Source organism: Desulfobotulus mexicanus (genome assembly GCF_006175995.1).
GTDB classification, from domain to species: domain Bacteria; phylum Desulfobacterota; class Desulfobacteria; order Desulfobacterales; family ASO4-4; genus Desulfobotulus; species Desulfobotulus mexicanus.
Window position 1 is genome coordinate 59,906 of the sequence record NZ_VDMB01000014.1, and the last position, 16,235, is coordinate 76,140.

At 45.0% G+C, this 16,235-nt stretch carries 20 protein-coding genes; 13 read left to right on the forward strand and 7 right to left on the reverse strand.

All coding sequences use genetic code 11. From position 1 onward, the window contains the following. Positions 1 to 11 precede the first annotated feature (11 nt). From dsrB to FIM25_RS11370, 3 genes are all read left to right on the forward strand, one after another. Positions 12 to 1,160: a dissimilatory-type sulfite reductase subunit beta gene (gene dsrB / locus FIM25_RS11360; protein ID WP_139449377.1), complete on the forward strand. Its 1,149-nt coding sequence runs from the start codon at positions 12 to 14 to the stop codon at positions 1,158 to 1,160. A 75-nt stretch (positions 1,161 to 1,235) separates the two neighbouring features. Further along, on the forward strand, positions 1,236 to 1,478 hold the full coding sequence (locus FIM25_RS11365; protein WP_139449379.1) for a dissimilatory sulfite reductase D family protein: 243 nt from the start codon (positions 1,236 to 1,238) through the stop codon (positions 1,476 to 1,478). A 33-nt stretch (positions 1,479 to 1,511) separates the two neighbouring features. Then, entirely contained in the window at positions 1,512 to 2,915 is a 1,404-nt protein-coding gene (locus FIM25_RS11370; RefSeq protein ID WP_139449381.1) for a cobyrinic acid a,c-diamide synthase CobB, read from the forward strand. A gap of 123 nt (positions 2,916 to 3,038) precedes the next feature. Here FIM25_RS11370 and FIM25_RS11375 read toward each other — a convergent pair whose 3' ends face one another. The 4 genes from FIM25_RS11375 to sfsA all read right to left on the reverse strand — a co-directional run bounded on the left by FIM25_RS11375 (position 3,039) and on the right by sfsA (position 5,360). After that, on the reverse strand, positions 3,039 to 3,479 hold the full coding sequence (locus tag FIM25_RS11375) for a cytochrome c3 family protein (RefSeq protein ID WP_139449383.1): 441 nt from the start codon (positions 3,477 to 3,479) through the stop codon (positions 3,039 to 3,041). Between the two features lie 80 nt (positions 3,480 to 3,559). Then, entirely contained in the window at positions 3,560 to 4,300 is a 741-nt protein-coding gene (gene tatC / locus FIM25_RS11380; protein WP_139449385.1) for a twin-arginine translocase subunit TatC, read from the reverse strand. After that, complete coding sequence (gene tatA / locus FIM25_RS11385; protein WP_139449388.1) at positions 4,290 to 4,526, reverse strand: twin-arginine translocase TatA/TatE family subunit; 237 nt, start codon at positions 4,524 to 4,526, stop codon at positions 4,290 to 4,292. Before tatA ends, tatC begins: the two co-directional genes overlap by 11 nt. Positions 4,527 to 4,646: 120 nt before the next feature. After that, a complete protein-coding gene (gene sfsA, locus FIM25_RS11390; RefSeq protein ID WP_139449390.1) occupies positions 4,647 to 5,360 on the reverse strand; it encodes a DNA/RNA nuclease SfsA in 714 nt (237 codons plus the stop codon). A gap of 87 nt (positions 5,361 to 5,447) precedes the next feature. Between sfsA and FIM25_RS11395 the strand changes: the two genes are divergently transcribed. The 3 genes from FIM25_RS11395 (at position 5,448) to FIM25_RS11405 (ending at position 7,779) form a co-directional block, all read left to right on the forward strand. Then, the gene (locus FIM25_RS11395; protein ID WP_179953321.1) at positions 5,448 to 5,903 is read left to right on the forward strand and encodes an NfeD family protein; all 456 of its coding nucleotides are present in this window, start codon (positions 5,448 to 5,450) and stop codon (positions 5,901 to 5,903) included. 12 nt (positions 5,904 to 5,915) lie between these two features. Beyond that, positions 5,916 to 6,902, forward strand: coding sequence for an SPFH domain-containing protein (locus FIM25_RS11400; protein ID WP_139449394.1), 987 nt, complete (start codon positions 5,916 to 5,918; stop codon positions 6,900 to 6,902). 61 nt (positions 6,903 to 6,963) lie between these two features. Then, on the forward strand, positions 6,964 to 7,779 hold the full coding sequence (locus FIM25_RS11405; protein ID WP_139449396.1) for a sugar phosphate isomerase/epimerase family protein: 816 nt from the start codon (positions 6,964 to 6,966) through the stop codon (positions 7,777 to 7,779). 79 nt (positions 7,780 to 7,858) lie between these two features. On the opposite strand, the gene FIM25_RS11410 is transcribed toward FIM25_RS11405, so the two are convergent. The 3 genes from FIM25_RS11410 to FIM25_RS11420 all read right to left on the reverse strand — a co-directional run bounded on the left by FIM25_RS11410 (position 7,859) and on the right by FIM25_RS11420 (position 10,244). Then, a complete protein-coding gene (locus FIM25_RS11410; protein WP_139449398.1) occupies positions 7,859 to 9,184 on the reverse strand; it encodes a DEAD/DEAH box helicase in 1,326 nt (441 codons plus the stop codon). 296 nt (positions 9,185 to 9,480) lie between these two features. Further along, positions 9,481 to 9,981, reverse strand: coding sequence for a GNAT family N-acetyltransferase (locus FIM25_RS11415; protein WP_218961397.1), 501 nt, complete (start codon positions 9,979 to 9,981; stop codon positions 9,481 to 9,483). Next, a complete protein-coding gene (locus tag FIM25_RS11420) occupies positions 9,978 to 10,244 on the reverse strand; it encodes a type II toxin-antitoxin system TacA family antitoxin (protein WP_139449400.1) in 267 nt (88 codons plus the stop codon). The genes FIM25_RS11415 and FIM25_RS11420 overlap by 4 nt, the downstream gene beginning before the upstream one ends. A 421-nt stretch (positions 10,245 to 10,665) precedes the next feature. Between FIM25_RS11420 and FIM25_RS11425 the strand changes: the two genes are divergently transcribed. From FIM25_RS11425 to FIM25_RS11455, 7 genes are all read left to right on the forward strand, one after another. Beyond that, complete coding sequence (locus FIM25_RS11425) at positions 10,666 to 11,658, forward strand: hypothetical protein (RefSeq protein ID WP_139449402.1); 993 nt, start codon at positions 10,666 to 10,668, stop codon at positions 11,656 to 11,658. Between the two features lie 28 nt (positions 11,659 to 11,686). Beyond that, the gene (locus tag FIM25_RS11430) at positions 11,687 to 12,697 is read left to right on the forward strand and encodes a helix-turn-helix transcriptional regulator (protein WP_139449404.1); all 1,011 of its coding nucleotides are present in this window, start codon (positions 11,687 to 11,689) and stop codon (positions 12,695 to 12,697) included. 75 nt (positions 12,698 to 12,772) lie between these two features. Continuing rightward, positions 12,773 to 13,156 carry a hypothetical protein gene (locus FIM25_RS11435; RefSeq protein ID WP_139449406.1) on the forward strand — a complete coding sequence of 128 codons (384 nt, stop codon included), beginning with the start codon at positions 12,773 to 12,775 and terminating at the stop codon, positions 13,154 to 13,156. A gap of 35 nt (positions 13,157 to 13,191) precedes the next feature. Continuing rightward, complete coding sequence (locus tag FIM25_RS11440) at positions 13,192 to 13,854, forward strand: uracil-DNA glycosylase family protein (protein ID WP_139449408.1); 663 nt, start codon at positions 13,192 to 13,194, stop codon at positions 13,852 to 13,854. A 229-nt stretch (positions 13,855 to 14,083) separates the two neighbouring features. After that, complete coding sequence (locus FIM25_RS11445) at positions 14,084 to 14,704, forward strand: hypothetical protein (protein WP_139449410.1); 621 nt, start codon at positions 14,084 to 14,086, stop codon at positions 14,702 to 14,704. Between the two features lie 27 nt (positions 14,705 to 14,731). Then, the gene (locus FIM25_RS11450) at positions 14,732 to 15,490 is read left to right on the forward strand and encodes a hypothetical protein (RefSeq protein ID WP_139449413.1); all 759 of its coding nucleotides are present in this window, start codon (positions 14,732 to 14,734) and stop codon (positions 15,488 to 15,490) included. A 9-nt stretch (positions 15,491 to 15,499) separates the two neighbouring features. Continuing rightward, complete coding sequence (locus FIM25_RS11455) at positions 15,500 to 16,183, forward strand: hypothetical protein (protein ID WP_139449415.1); 684 nt, start codon at positions 15,500 to 15,502, stop codon at positions 16,181 to 16,183. Positions 16,184 to 16,235 lie beyond the last annotated feature (52 nt).

Below are 16,235 nucleotides of genomic sequence, written 5' to 3' on the forward strand. Positions count from 1 at the left end.
AGGGATATTCCATGGCTTTTGTATCCTCTGGTTATAATCCGGCAACTCCGATGGAAAACCGGATCACAGATATAGGTCCTCGTCACTTTGAAGAGTTTTATCCTCCGGTCATCAAGGCCAATAAGGGTAAATGGCTCTACCATGAAATTATTGAACCCGGTGTTCTGGTGCATGTTGGCGAAAGCGGAGATGAAGTTTATACCGTTCGCTGCGGTGGTGCCCGTCTTATGTCCGGTACCCTGATCCGTGAAATCTGCGACATTGCAGATAAACACTGTGACGGTTACCTGCGCTTCACTACCCGTAACAACATCGAGTTCATGGTGGATTCCAAGGATAAGGTTGAAGCCCTCAAGGCAGACCTGAAAGACCGCAAGTTTGCAGGCGGTTCCTTTAAGTTCCCCATCGGTGGTACGGGCGCTGGTATTTCCAACATCGTTCATACCCAGGGCTGGATTCACTGCCACACCCCTGCCACGGATGGCTCAGGTACAGTTAAGGCCACCATGGACGAAATGTTCACGGATTTCCAGGACATGCGTCTTCCTGCCAAGCTGCGTATCGCCATGGCCTGCTGCCTGAACATGTGCGGTGCCGTACACTGCTCTGATATTGCCATCCTCGGCTACCACAGAAAGCCGCCGATGATTGACCATGAGTATCTGGACAAGCAGTGTGAAATTCCTCTGGCAATTGCCTCCTGCCCCACGGCGGCCATTAAGCCAGCCAAACATGAGCTGCCCGACGGCACCAAGGTGAACAGCCTTGCCATCAATAATGAGCGCTGCATGTACTGTGGTAACTGCTACACCATGTGTCCTTCACTTCCCATTTCCGATACCGAAGGTGATGGTATTGTTCTTATGGTGGGTGGTAAAATTTCCAACCGCATCAACCCGCCCAAGTTCTCCAAGGTTGTTGTGGCCTTCATTGATAATGAAATGCCCCGCTGGCCAACTATGACTCAGACTATCCGCCGTATGGTGGAAGCCTATGCCAGTGATGCCAGAAAGTATGAGCGTGTTGGTGACTGGGCTGAGCGTATCGGCTGGGAGCGCTTCTTTGAGAAGTGTGAAATTGAGTTTACGCACCACCTGATCGATGATTTCCGCGATCATGCATATTACACTTGGCGGCAGTCTACCCAGTTCAAGTTTTAAGAACTGAGTCTTTTGCTTCAAAAGGCCGGCACCTACAAGGGTGTCGGCCAAAACTTTTTTTTTATGGAGGCGTACATGGCTCTTCCGGACAATGCAAAAGAAATGGTTTTGGATTATATTGAAAGTAAGGCCAAATCCAAATCCAAGTTTTATCTGAAGGATTTTTATACAATTTTTCCCGATGAAGGACCCAGAACCGTAAAAAACTTCATCAATAAAATGGTGGGTGAAGGAATTCTGGAATACTGGTCTTCCGGTTCTTCCACCATGATCGGCCGTAAAGGTGCAGGCAAGCAGGCTGGCACTGAAGGTGAATAAATAATATGCTTTTTGAACGGAGCAACCGGCTTCATGCGTTATGATATACCCCGCATTGCCATTGCCGCCTTAAGGGGTGGGTCAGGCAAAACCATTCTTTCCATTGGTCTTGCAGCGGCCTGGACCCAGGCAGGTATAAGTGTCGCTCCCTTTAAAAAAGGTCCGGATTATATTGATGCCGGCTGGCTGGCTTTTGCCACAGGTCGGCATTGCTATAATCTGGATACTTATCTGTGCGAACCCGATGTGGTTCGCACTTCTTTTTTTCGGCACAGTCAGGGATCGGATATTGCCCTTATAGAGGGAAACCGGGGTCTTTATGATGGCATTGATCTGGCGGGTAATACATCAACGGCAGACATTGCCAAGCTGATTGATGCGCCTGTTCTTTTGTGTCTGGATGTGACCAAAACCACCAGAACCATGGCAGCTCTGGTACTTGGCTGCCTGCACTTTGATCCTGATGTACGTATCTGCGGTGTTGTGCTGAACCGTGTGGCAGGTACCCGTCATGCTGGAATTCTGACCAGGACCATAGAGCATCACACGGGTGTTCCTGTTCTTGGGGCCATTCCAAAATTAAGGGATCAGGACTTTCCAGAGCGCCACATGGGCCTTGTTCCTACCCAGGAACATGGATGGGCCTCCCATTCCATCCGAACCTCGGCAGCTGTTGTAAGTGAGAATGTGGATATGCACCGTGTTTTCAACCTTGCACAGCCTGTTTCCATTCAAGCCGATCAAGGGAAAGATTCCTTTATTCTGGATTCTTCTTTCATCAAAAAAGATTCTGTAAAAATAGGTTTTTTAAAGGATGCGGCCTTTCAGTTTTATTATCCTGAAAACCTTGAAGCCCTTGAAGCGGAAGGGGCCGAACTTATACCAATTCACAGTCTTGAAGATAAGGTTCTTCCGGAAATTGACGCCCTTTACATTGGCGGAGGATTTCCTGAAACCCATGCAGCTTCCCTTACCGCCAATGCCAGCTTAAGAAAAAGCATCTTTGAAGCAGCCCATGCAGGTCTTCCCATCTATGCGGAATGTGGTGGACTTATGTACCTTGGGGAGGCATTGATTCTGGATGGTACATCCTATCCCATGTGTGGTGTTTTCCCTGTTCGTTTCGGTTTCAGTGATAAACCCCAGGGACATGGTTATGTGCGGGTGAAGGTGGAAGCAAAAAATCCATTTTTTCCAGAAGGACTTTCCATTCTCGGCCATGAATTCCGCTATTCCAGAGTTGAATACCTTAAGGAAGATATCCCTATGGTGTTTTCCATGGGAAGGGGTACTGGAATTGCAAAGGGTATGGATGGTCTTATTTTTAAAAATACCCTTGCCGCCTATACCCATATCCACGCCCTTGGAACACCCCAATGGGCTCCTGCCATGGTGAATCAGGCCCGTATTTTTAAAGAATCAGGGAAGAGACATTAATAAAAAAAGGGTGCCGCACCTTCCCGTGCTGACACCCCTTGATACTTTACACGCCCTGATCCCCTCGTTTTCCCCGTTTCCCCCTCAGGTCGTGTTTTTGGTTTTATCCTGTTAAATTTCTTATCAATTGGTATGGCACTGGTTGCACATGATGGGAGCTATGCGCTCACCTTTTTCCCTGTTGAACTGGGCATGGCAGCTGCGACAGCTGTCGTGCATGGCCTCGGCATGGAAGTCCAGCTTGGGTGTTTTGTCTCCCCTTGGTCTCTGGCCGGGAATACTGTGGCATGCCGCACAGGACTGTACAGGATCACCCATGACCAGTTCCAGGGGCTGCCCCTTGTCATCATGGTGGCATGTGCCACAGGAAATGCCATAATCTTCTGAGTGCAGCTTATGGGTAAAGGTTACAAGGGGCCGTTCGTGTTCTTCATAAATCGGTGTTTTCATTTGAATGACATCATCGACCTCTGTTTTGATTGCACCTGCCAGTGCAACGGCAGCAGCAAACAAAAGAAGGGCAGCACCTGTTACCGCCAGGAAAAAACCTTTTTTCTTTTTCATGGAAACCTCCTGCATTTGGGGTGGGATAAGAGAGCTTTTCGGCGAGGGGGCCAAAAAACCCTTATGATCAACAGCATATTTTATGGATCTGTCAGATCCATGGGTTTTCTTTGAAAAACACGGGCACCGATAATGCTGACTTCATAAAGCAGCACCAGGGGAATGGCCATCATGACCTGGGTAACCACATCAGGGGGCGTAAGTATGGCTGCCAGTCCGAAAAAAAGTAAAAGTGCGTATTTCCGGTTTTTTGCCAGAAAATTGGGTGTGACAAGTCCCATTCGGGCCATGGCCGTGAGTACAAGGGGCATTTCAAAGACCAGCCCGAAGGCGAGAAGCATTTTGCTTGAAAAGGACAGGTATTCTTTCATCGCTGGCAGGGCATGGATATTTTCCGTTGCAAATCCAAGGAAGAATCTAAAACCCCATGGAAAAACAACAAAATATCCAAAAAGAGCACCTCCAAGAAAAAAGAAGACCGAAAGAAAAATAATGGGAATCAGCAGTTTCTTTTCTTTCTTATACAGTCCCGGAGAAACAAAAAGCCAGAATTCCGTCAGTATATAAGGGGATGCAAGAAGAAGGCCGCCGAGAAGGGCTACTTTAAGATAGGTAAAAAATGCTTCGGGAAGGCCTGTGAAAATTAGCGTGGATCCACTTGTCCCCATGGCTTCCTGCAGGGGAGCCACAAGAATGAAAAAAAGCTGTTCCTTGAATCCATAACATATAAGAAAGCCGATGCTTATTGCTATCAGCGACCGGATCAGCCGCTTTCTCAGCTCCGTCAGGTGATCCATAAGGGAGAGGGACTCATCCTTCATGGCGGGTGTCTTTTTCCTTGTTTTCGTCCGGTGCTTTCAGGGATTTGCTTTCTTCCCCTACCGGAGTTTCCGCATTAAGGGCATCTTTGAAGTCTTTGGATGCGCTTTTAAATTCGCCAAAGGCCTTTCCCAGTGAACGGGCAAGATCCGGAAGTTTTTTCGGTCCGATGACAATCAGTGCCAGTGCCAGAATGATAAGTATCTCCGGCATACCCATACCAAACATGGAATCCCCCTTTTTCATAAAAAAATACGGTCTATGCCGTATTCATTGAATATCTAAGTATCTGTTCCGGACTTTTCTGTCAAGATAAGCCCGGAAAATGAGAGTATTGACGGAGCGTTTTTATAAGAAGACCGGAAGTGCTCTGTGCATCCGAAGACCTTTAAGATTCATACGTACATCATAACAGAGAATTTCAACGCCACAGTCAGCAGCCAGCCGCAGGGCCTTGGCATATGCCGGATCAATGGTCTCTGCAGGGGAGAATCCTCTGGCATCTTCCCTTTGAACCAGAAAAAAAACAACGGCCCTTTTTCCGTTTTCAGTCAGTATGGCCAGTTCTTCCATGTGGCGCTTTCCCCTTGTGGTCACAGCATCGGGAAAGGCAGCAAGCCCGTTAATGATCTGGGTACAGTTTTTGACTTCCACAAAACAGTCTTTTTTAGTGGAATCCGACAAGAGAATATCTATGCGTGAGTTGTTTGCGCGAACCTCTCTTTTTATTTTTTCATATCCTGAAAGCTCAGGGATATAGCCCTTTTCTATGGCAAGGGATACCAGTCTGTTGGGTATCTGAGTGTGAACTCCCACAAGACTTTCTTTCATCTCAATCAGATACCAGGTGTAGGAAAGTTTTCTTTTGGGGCCAGGCTCATGGGCGACCCATACGGGCCGTCCAGCTTCGCTGCAATGGGTCATGGCTCCTGAATTGGCACAGTGGGCGGTAATGCTTTCACCAGTATCCAGGAGAATATCCGCAAGAAAACGTTTGTAGCGACGTATCAGCCTGCCTTTAATAAGGGGCGGCCAGTCAAGGAGGTTGGCTTCAGGATGCATGGCTGCTTTCCGGTCTCTGGATTTCGTGGTATAAAAAAATCTGAAATCATGGTTACGACAATCATGGATAAAGGGCAAGGAGGGAAGATGGTATTATTCGAACCGTGGCACCTTTGGGTGGTGCTGGGAATTATCCTTGTGGCAGGTGAAATGTTTACGCCTGCGTTTTTTCTTGCCTGTTTCGGGGTGGGGGCCTTTTCCGCCGCCCTTTTATCCCTTATGGGCGCAGGTCTTATTTCTCAGATTTTTATTTTTTCTGCCATATCCTTTTTTTGTTCCTTTGCCGTACGTCCCCTTCTTCTTCGCTTTGCTGCTGGAAAATCCAAAATCATAAAAACAGGTGTTCATGCCCTTACGGGGCAGACTGCCGAGGTGCTGGAAGCTTTCGGCGGCCCCGGAAGTCATGGAAAGGTGAAAATCGGCGGGGAAGTATGGCGGGCAAGGGCAGGTGAGGGGCAGCTGTTTCAGGTTGGGGATCTGGTAAGCATAGAGTCCGTAAGTGGCGTTACCCTTCAGGTGCGTCCTTTTAATAAACATGGATAAGGAGAAAAATTAATGGAACCACTGCTGATTATTATGGGACTTCTGGCTTTTTTTGTCATTATTTTCGCCATTAAGGGATTGAAGATCATCCAGCAGGCGGAAACCATGATTGTGGAAAGGCTGGGCCGCTTTCACCGGGCACTGGACAGCGGTATCAATATCCTCTGGCCCTTTATGGATCAGCCAAGGCAGATCCACTGGCGTTATGTCACCCAGGATGCATCGGGAGAAAAGCGGCTGACGGTGACCAAACTTACGGATCGTATTGATCTTCGGGAAACGGTCTATGATTTTCCCCGTCAGAATGTCATCACTAAAGATAATGTGACCATGGAAATTGATGCCCTTTTGTATTTTCAGGTCACTGATTCCATTCGGGCCGTGTATGAAGTGGCTAATCTCCCTCAGGCCATAGAAAAACTGACCCAGACCACTTTGAGAAATGTTGTGGGGGAGATGGATTTTGATGAGTGTCTGGCATCCAGGGAAATTATTAACACGAAACTACGCACTATTCTTGATGATGCCACGGATAAGTGGGGTGTGAAGGTGACCCGCGTGGAGCTTCAGGACATCACGCCCCCTGCGGAAGTGCAGGAGGCCATGGAAAAGCAGATGCGGGCGGAAAGGGACCGGCGGGCGGCTATCCTCAAGGCTGAAGGGGAAAAAAGAGCTGCCATCCTTGAGGCGGAAGGGGAGAAGGAAGCTGCCATAAACCGTGCCGAAGGTGAAAAACGTGCAACAATATTGGAAGCTGAAGGTGAGGCCGAAGCCCGGTATAAAATAGCTTCAGCTGAAGCCATGGCCATTCTTAAGCTTGTGGAAGCCTTTAAGGACAGGCCCGGAGATCCGGCCAATTATCTTATTGCCGTGCGTTATATTGAAGCCCTTAAGGTCATGGCAGATGGTAAGGAAAACAAGATTGTCTACCTTCCCTATGAGGCCACCAATTTCTTAGGCTCCATTGGTGGTATAAGGGATATGTTTAAGGGCGCATGAAAAGAAGTCAGTTTTTAACAGAAAATAAAAAAGACAGTTACAGCATACAGGGGTAAAAAGGATGAATTTGTCGGACATTGCGGCCATACCGCAGAGGATAAGGGAAAATATTCAGGTGAATCTGCCCTTCCGCATGCGGGAGCTTTATATGGAAGCCTTTCTTTCTCTAGGGCTGAATCCGGAAATAGGCATTGATGCCTTAAGTCTTGATAGTTCCGGATGGGAGGATTTCAAGGCCGTTGCCGGAGCATTTCAGAAAAAGGGACGGCGCATTACGCTCCATGGTCCCTTCATGGATCTTTCACCGGGATCTCCGGATTCTGCCGTGCGCAGGATTTCCATGGAAAGGATACAGCAGTTTCTGGAGCTTGTGCCTGTTTTTAATCCGGTTTCCGTTGTCTGTCACGGTGGCTGGGAAAGTCGTCGTTACGACTGGATTAAGGATGAATGGTATGCCCGGTCAGCAGATTTCTGGAAGGGTGTTGCAGGGGATCTGGGAAAAAACAACTGTCAGCTTTTTCTGGAAAATGTTTACGAGGAGCATCCTGAAGAGCTTCTGCTTCTTCTGGAACATCTCCGGGCAGAAAAGGTGGGGGTCTGTCTGGATACGGGACACCAGTCTGCCTTTGGTTCCGGAGATCTCAGCCACTGGCTTGGGGTGATGGGGCCCTTCATTGGAGAAATTCATCTGCATGACAACAATGGAAAGGAAGACTCCCATCTGCCGCCGGGTCAGGGAGTGATTGATTATACGCCCCTTAAAAAAATGTTTTATGCTCAGGGAAAACTTCCCATTATCACCCTTGAACCCCATGAGCCGAAAAATCTTTTGCCTTCCATGGAATGGCTTGTTCGTGAGCTTGGGGAGCTTTTTTAAAAAAACAGATGCAGTCCGTAAAAATGTGGCCTGCATCTGTTTTAGATAATTTATAGTAATTATTTTGAACAATTAATCTTTATACTTTATTTCTGCCCCTGTTCCGTGAATTGCCGGGGGGATTGACGGGTTTGCCTTTAAAGGGTCTTGATGTTTTGTTTTTCCCCCCTTCTTTTTTTGCCTTCCTCTCCAGAACAATATCCCTGATTTCTTTGTCCACCTTTTTTTCACTGTGGGCATTCCCCGGACGATAGAGAACAAAATCCGGAACATCTGAATCAATGGTATATCCTTCCACGCTTTTTACGGGAATTTTCTGACCCAGCAGCTTTTCAATGGCTTTCAGGGATTGTTTTTCTTCTGCGCTGACAAGGGAAATGGCAATACCGCTGATTCCGGCCCTGCCTGTCCTGCCAATCCTGTGGATGTAATCTTCCGGAATGCCGGGCATATCAAAGTTGACCACATAGGGAAGATGGGTAATGTCCAGCCCCCTTGCCGCAACATCCGTTGCCACCAGAACACGGATTTCATCATTTTTAAAGGCCTGAAGGGTTCTTGTGCGAACGGACTGGCTTTTATTGCCGTGCAGGGCAGCACTTCGGATTCCCTGAGCAGCCAGTTTTTCCGTAAGCTTGTTGGCTCCGTGTTTTGTTCTGGAAAAAACCAGTACACGGGTCCAGTTTTCCTTGAGAATCAGGTGGGTAAGAAGGTTGCGTTTATTTGTTTTATCCACAAGGTGTACCGTTTGAACAACGGATTCTGCGGCGGTTTTATCCGGTGTTATTTCAAGATATTCTGGATTTTGAAGCATTTTTGCCGCAAGGGCTCGGATTTCTTTGTTGTAGGTGGCAGAAAACAGCATGGTTCTGCGGTCTGTGGGAAGAAGCTGCAGAATTTCATTGATGGCCTTGCTGAATCCCATGTCCAGCATTCTGTCCGCTTCGTCAAAGACCAGAAATTCTATGCTGGACAGATTGAGCTGGCGCTGGCCCGAGAGATCCAGAAGACGACCGGGGGTAGCCACAAGAATGTCTATCCCCCTTTTCAGGCGATCTATCTGGGGGTGAATGCCCACGCCGCCGTGAACAACGCTGCACCTCAGGGACACCCGGCGGGCACAGGTCTGAATACTTTCTCCCACCTGGAGGGCCAGTTCCCGTGTAGGCGTCAGAACCAGCGCCCTGGGATGACGGGATTTGGCTTTCTGTCTGGACAGAATTTCTGTCATGGGCAGGGCAAAGGCATCGGTTTTGCCTGTTCCGGTCTGGGCACGGGCAAGAATATCCCTGCCCTTTAATATGATGGGGATGGTCATGGCCTGAATGGGTGTTGGGCTTGTATATCCCTTATCCTGAATGGCCTTCAGCAGTTCAGCCCGAAGGCCAAGTTTATCAAATGACATATGGAATCCTGAATCTTTTCTTTATGATGGTGTTTATTGTTTCTGTAAAAAACATGAATATTCATGGCTCGAATACAAAGGCATCCGACATATAGCCTTATTTTGCTGAGATGTCTTAATAAATTAAGGTTTTTTAATATATCTGCCTAAAGGTGATGGTGAAGGAAGTCTGTTTTAAAGGATGTTGATAAATCAAAACTTATGAACACCCTGTGCCTGTCACTTAACCAGACATTCGATGGTAACTTCGTAAAAAGTCGTGTCCCTTGAGAACTGAAGCGGACACCTTTTTAAGGTTAACTAAAAGAAATTCTTACATCCGCAATGGTTATGAACAGCTTATTTTTTGCATCATGGAATGGCGTAAATCCATATTTTTCATAAAAAAAGCCTGACCCTTCTTTGGCATCCACAACAATCAAAGGAAAAGCTGCCATATCACTGGCATAAAGCAGTTTTTTAAGGGCATCGACCAGCAGCCATTCTCCAAAACCCTGTCCTCTGTATCTGCTATCCACTGCAAGGCGTGCGATTAAGCCCGCAGCAGAAGAAAATCTGTGCTTTTTCTGAAGATCCACAGGTAGCCCCTGAGCATCCATAGAGACCATGGTCAAAGTATAAAATCCGATAATATGAGAATTTTCCATCGGATCTTGAAGAACAAAAGTTCGGGTATTGTCCTTTTGGGTCTGCTGATTTGCAGTGTTTTTCAGATAATTATTCAAAGGGTCAATGCCGCAGTCAAATCGATTTCGGTTGTGCAGGAATTTATCGAGAAGAACCGTTTTGATCATCATGCCTTGCTTTCATAGCGTTCAGCAGCCGCTTTGAGTCTGGAATGAACTATGGGTGGCCTGTCAAGGGCTTTTAGGAGCATACTCGCATCCTGCTCACTAAGCTTCAGAATACGTTCCTGTTCTAAAATCTGTTTTGCCTTTTCCACCGCCGCACTCAGTACAAAGCTGTTTATACTTGACATACCGGACAAGGAAGTCGCCGTACTCAATAAATTACGTGTATCTGAATCTATTCTGGCGGTTATACGTGGTAATGCGGTCATATTTATTCTCCTTTTCAGGTGTGAAGGTGCCAAAGTGTCACACCGTTAGTATGGAGTCGGGCTGCCTGCATGTCAACCCCCCCTTCTTTTGCCACTGGAATCTCAGGTCGGCGGGCAGACCTTCATCCGTTGACTTTCGTTTTTTCTGCTTTTTCCCAGCTGCTGGTGCCCCGCAGACCTTTTTTATGGACTCAGCCCCCCGAGGCAGGTCTTATCATAGTGCAGATCCTGCCTGCGTCAGGCAACAGTTATCAAGGGACACGATTTTGTACGAAGTTAGGGGACGGGAGTTTTTAAGATTGTTTTTAAAAATTTCTCCCCTGAACATCAATATGACACCACATGACGCATGGCTGTATTATACTCTCCTGGACTGTGCTTTTATAAAGTCCGTACCTAAAAATTTCCGGGAGAAACTGCCATGCATTTACGCCAGATCTGTCAGCAGGGAGATTGTGAAAAAATTTCATTTCAGAAATTGGAAAATGATGACCTTTGGACGCTGACGATGGAAGGAAAAAGCCCCCTTAATCCGGATGACCTGCCACCTGCCATGCCCCTTTTATCCCTCCTTCATTTTGTTGCTTCAGAAGTTTTTAAAAACCCTCTGAATGCAGACGGAAAGAATCCTGCGTCTTCGCCAGATAATCCGCCCCCCAATGAATCCTGCCAACTGGATATTCAGGCATGGAATGCCATGATTCACACAATGGATCAAATGGATGCCACCAATGCCGCTTCTGTTTTTGAATATGTCATGTCCATTGAAGACGATTATATCAGGGAATGGGGTATGGCTGGCATGACAGAATATTATGCAGAAGTAGCAGAAGATCTTGAAGCAGCTTTTGCCATATGCAGAAAGATCAAAAAGAGTGAGCCTCGAATTTATGCTTTAAGTGTGGTTGCCGTGCAGCATGGGATGCTGGATTATTTTGATGAAGCCATGCAGATGGTTCTTGGATTTGAAAACCCTATGGATCAAGTTGTTTTAATGATGGATTTTTTAGGCTTTTGTGAAAAGCAAGGATGGAAAATTCAGACGGATTTTATTCTCACCTGCCTTGGGAAAATGATTTCAGACAGTGAGACCTTTGAGCACAAAGCAGACATAATGGCTGAGCTTGCAAGCTATTACAGCAAAAAAAATGAATTGGAAAAAGCAGGAGAGTGCCGGAAACAGGCCATGGAATGGGTATCCTGTTCCGAAAAAAGCGATAGCAGGGAATCTCTGATGGCAAGATTTGCCAAGCAGCATATTTGGGAAGGTAATTTCAAAGAAGCTTTTTCCATTAATTTTGAAATTGAAAAGCCAACACGGAAGATTGTTGTACTGGAATATATGGTAAAAAAAATGGCAGAGGTGCACCAGATCCCTCTTTCGGAACCGGAAAATTATTACTGGTTTGAGTAGCCCATATTTGATTCAGGAAGGAATATCCATGCACGTCAGTACAAGTGTCCGTTATATCCGTATGATCAGGATGATTCCCCGTTCTCCCCGTAAAATAAGTGCTTCAGAAATCCATTCAAAGCTTCTTGATATGGAATTTGATGTCAGCCTGAGAACGGTTCAAAGGGATCTTGACACATTATCTGGGTTTTTCCCTATCTGTAATGATGAAGAAAAACCCCTTGGCTGGATGTGGGAAAAAGATGCGCCTTTTGAAACCTTGCCCGGTATGGACCCCTTGTCTGCATTTACCTTCAGAATGATAGAAACCTTTCTTCCATCCCTCATGCCCGTTGCAGTGCTTAAAAATCTTAATCAGTATTTTGAAGTTGCCAGAAAAACACTGGATACCGATACCCACAATCCCCTGAAAAAATGGCCTAACAAGGTAAAAATGCTGAGCCGAACCCAGCCGCTTCTTCCACCTGTCGTGGACACCGGAGTTCTGGATACGGTTTATGGCTGTCTTCTGGAGGAAAAATGCTTTTCAGCCACCTATCAGCGCAGGGGTGAGGATGGGGCAGTGAGCTATGGGCATGTCAATCCTCTGGGGATTGTTGTGATGGATCAGGTGATGTACCTCGTTTGTACCATCTGGGGCTACAATTCTCTGGATTCAGTAAGACAGCTTGCCCTGCACCGTATGCGTTCTGCTGAAATGAAGGATGAGGCTGTTGTGGTGCCAGATGGGTTTTCTTTGCAGGGCTACATTGATGGGGGCGCTTTCAGCTATGTTCAGGGAAACAATCCTCTTTGCGTAAAACTTCGCTTTGACAGGGAAGTGGCGGCCCACCTTATGGAAACACCGCTTACTGCGGATCAAAAAATAGTGGATATGGATGAGAATTATGTGACCCTGGAAGCAGAAGTGCCTGATTCTTTGCAGTTTTGGTGGTGGCTTCTGGGTTTTGGTTCCTTTGTGGAAGTTCTTGAGCCAAAGGAGCTGCGGGAAGAGATGAAAGAAACCATAAAAAATATGGTTGAACTTTATGACATGTGACACTACTTGTCGCCTTTGTGGTGTATCCTGTTTTTGATACTGAAAACAGAAGAAACCATAGTAAAAGGAGGCATAATGGTCACTTTACGTCATGAAAAATTAAAATTCACAAAGGTATGCTCACATCTTCGTGTTAAGGCATTTTTAGCTAAAATTCCAAATGGTTGGCTAGTGAGATGTATGTATGATTCTACCAGAGTTTATAAAAGATCGGCTATATTGTTTTTTCCTGATAGCAAGGAAAAATGGGTTTTGGAAAATCTTGAAATTAAATGGGAAACCATTTCAGAAACTAGAACAGCTAATCATGTAATATCTTTAAGCAGATTGAAAACGCCTGAAGGTTGGGTGGTTAAAGAGTTTATGAGTACAAGGTTTGGTTCTTCACAATATGATGGAACGACTACTCTGAATCTCACATATGTAGATGATATAGAGCATAAGTGGATTATAACTTGATAAACAAAAGAACATAAAACTTCACAGGGGGAGCGATGAATAAGGATAAAGAATTATTAAAACTTTCTAAATTACGCCAACAAACAAGATATAATGGCTATACTTCCATAGGTGATTATCAGAATGGAATATGGGAGTGTGACTTTGTTTCTCCGTATAGCAAATCATCCCATAATTCTGATTCGGATATTCTGGTGTTTTTGCAAGATTGGTGTTCATCTGATAGCTTTAATAATAGCATATGCCAAGAAACATTAAGGCTTGGGTATACTCCTAATGTTCGAACAAATGTTAATCTTAAAAATTTGTTAAAAAAGCATTTTAAAAAAAACCTTGAAGATATTTATTCAACCAATCTCTTTCCTTATATCAAACCAGGATCAATGAGTGCAAAAATACCTGCGGCTGACTTATATCGGGCTGCTAAGCAGTTTGCTGTACCCATGATCGACATAGTTCAGCCTAAGATTGTAATTTGCCTCGGAAAAGAGACATTTAATGCGTTGCGTAAAGCCTGTGGTTTGAAAGTTGTTTATTCTATCGATGAAGGTATAAATTCTGACTTTATGTATAAAAAGTCAAGGATATTTTGTCAGTGTCATACGTCTCAACAAGCCCAAAATAAAAGAAATAGAGGTGGTATTAATCGTGTAGACTCAGACTGGGTGTTGATGAATAAGGAATACTTACTGATGTGAGCGGTACTTTTCGCTTTATTGAGTCACCTTCTAAATCAGAAACTTATGTAATTGGTTCATAACAAATAGGGCTCGATCGTATTAGGAGCAAAGAGACTGGGGGAAGAGATGAAAGAAACCATAAAAAATATGGTTGAACTTTATGGAATGTGACGCTACCTGTCGCCTTTGTGGTGTATCCTGTTTTTGAAGCTGGAAACGGAAGAAACCATAACATAAGGAGAACGCTATGGAAGCGGAAGTAAAAATTCTTGTCAATGATAAGGTTTTTGTTCTGAATTATGAGGATGTTTCTGAATATTTAGTGGACTTTATTCCTGATAGACCAGAGGCTGCAAAAGTATTTTCTGAGCTTGCCTATTACCCTATTCCCTCGGTAAGGGAATGCATGGCCGAGAAGGAAAATATTGATGATGAAACCATCCGTGTACTACTGGGAGATTCTCAGGTAAGTGTATTGAGAAAGCTGGTAAACCACCACATGCAAAGACTGGAAAAAGAAGACGTTCTGCGTTTGCTTCAGACCGGGGATGCAACCATTCAGGAATCCATAGCGTATGATCTTAGAAAATTTGAAGAGCCCGAAAGGCTCGTTTATGCAGAATATCTTTGCAAGAGTGATAATTTGATAGTCCGGGGAATCCTGGCAGAAAACCGTCATATTCCGGAAGAAGTTTTGGAAATCCTGCTTAATGACCGGAATCCGGATGTGGCAAAAAAAGCGGAGGTTACACTCCGCCGTATCGAAAAAAGAAACAAAGCATTTCTCTATAATCTTGCTTCAGAGCTTGATAATCTTTCTGATAATGATGATTGGGATGACGAAGATGACGAGTGGGGTGATGATTAAAAACCATAAAAAAAAAGGGGTTTGCCTATGCTGCATGCAATCACGGGGAAAAAAAGTAAATTTTACAGAAGGTATCTTGGGCATCGGGAAAGTGGGGAGCGAAGAGTTTGTGAAGAGGATGAGCTGACAGCGATGCTCCTTGGTCCCCTTGCCCTCATGCCACCACAGATCATGGGTGTTTTCTGGAAAGAACTTCTCCTTTCACGCCATGTTTCAGATCTGCCCGATGGCTTCCCTGTTTCAGGGGAAATGCACTTCTGGCCAAAACGAAGTAACATAGAGCCGGATCTGTTCGTTACACTTACATGGAGGGATGGAGAAAAACGAGTTCTTCTTGTGGAGATGAAATGGGGTTCCGGTTTAAGTGAAAAGCAGCTCCACAAGCAGTGGCAGATATTCCTTTCTCCTGAAGAACAGGAAAAAGCATTTCATCTTTTTATAGGAAAAAATACAATTGAGGCAATCAAGGCAGAACAGGAAGAAGATGTATGGAATGGCAGGCTTCAGGCCTTTTCATGGGATGCTGTTCTTTCTGTTTTAAGTACCATGCAAAGGGAAAACAGACAGCAGCACAAAGATTTACAAACATGGATTGAGCAGATCCTTGGTGTTCTTCCCAAACTTGGTCTGCGTCCTTTCTTTGGTTTCGATCGTATTACCCTGTCAGATGCCTGCTTAGAAGTATCCAGTAACAATACTGTTTTTTGGACAGGTTTTACAGGGTTTATCTGGATGCCGTGCATCATTATACCTGCATATGAATCAACACTTTTTTTTAACGCATAAGGAGGATACATGGAAAATCTAAATGAAAAAAAAGAAATCGGCAAAGCCATCCATCAGAGTGCGCAATTGATTGCAAAGGCAGGGCAGGAAATTGAAAGCATGATGGATCTTATCAAGCTTCAGTTTGAGCCGGAAATTGCTTCTTTAAAAAAAGATCCTAAAATTTATGTGTCTGAAAATTGGTTGTATAGCTGGATCTATGATGATGCAGGATGGGTATGTATGGATTACAGCATTAGCCTTGGTTTGGGTAAAAGTACGAAAAAACATCTTCGCTATTTGTGTATTCAGGTAAGCCTTATGGGGGAGGGTATGAGCTGCGAAAAGGCACCTAATAAAGAACCACTTGTGCATGTCTGTCTATTTGGTGATCTCATAAATTATGATGAAGAAAATTTTATGGGGCCAGATCTTAGTAACGAAGAAGATGAGAAAATAATTCTTCAGAATGATTTCTTTATCAATTGGAGTTCAGAAGCTTCTACTTGGGAAGAACAGGCTTGGGCCTTCACCCTGCGCCTTACCAGTCTGAATTCTGCGTCGGATATTCAGGAAAAAATTATTAAACCCGTTATTGCCCTTCTGAAAGGTCATTCCCTTGAAAGGATTGGCCTTGAAAAAATTGATGGTATTGTGAAGTATGAGGAAGTTGAAAAATTTGTGTTTAAACCAATAATTCATCCAGAATCCTGAACTTTTATAGAATCTGTTGTATGGTATTGTTTTGAAAATACAGTGTTTATGT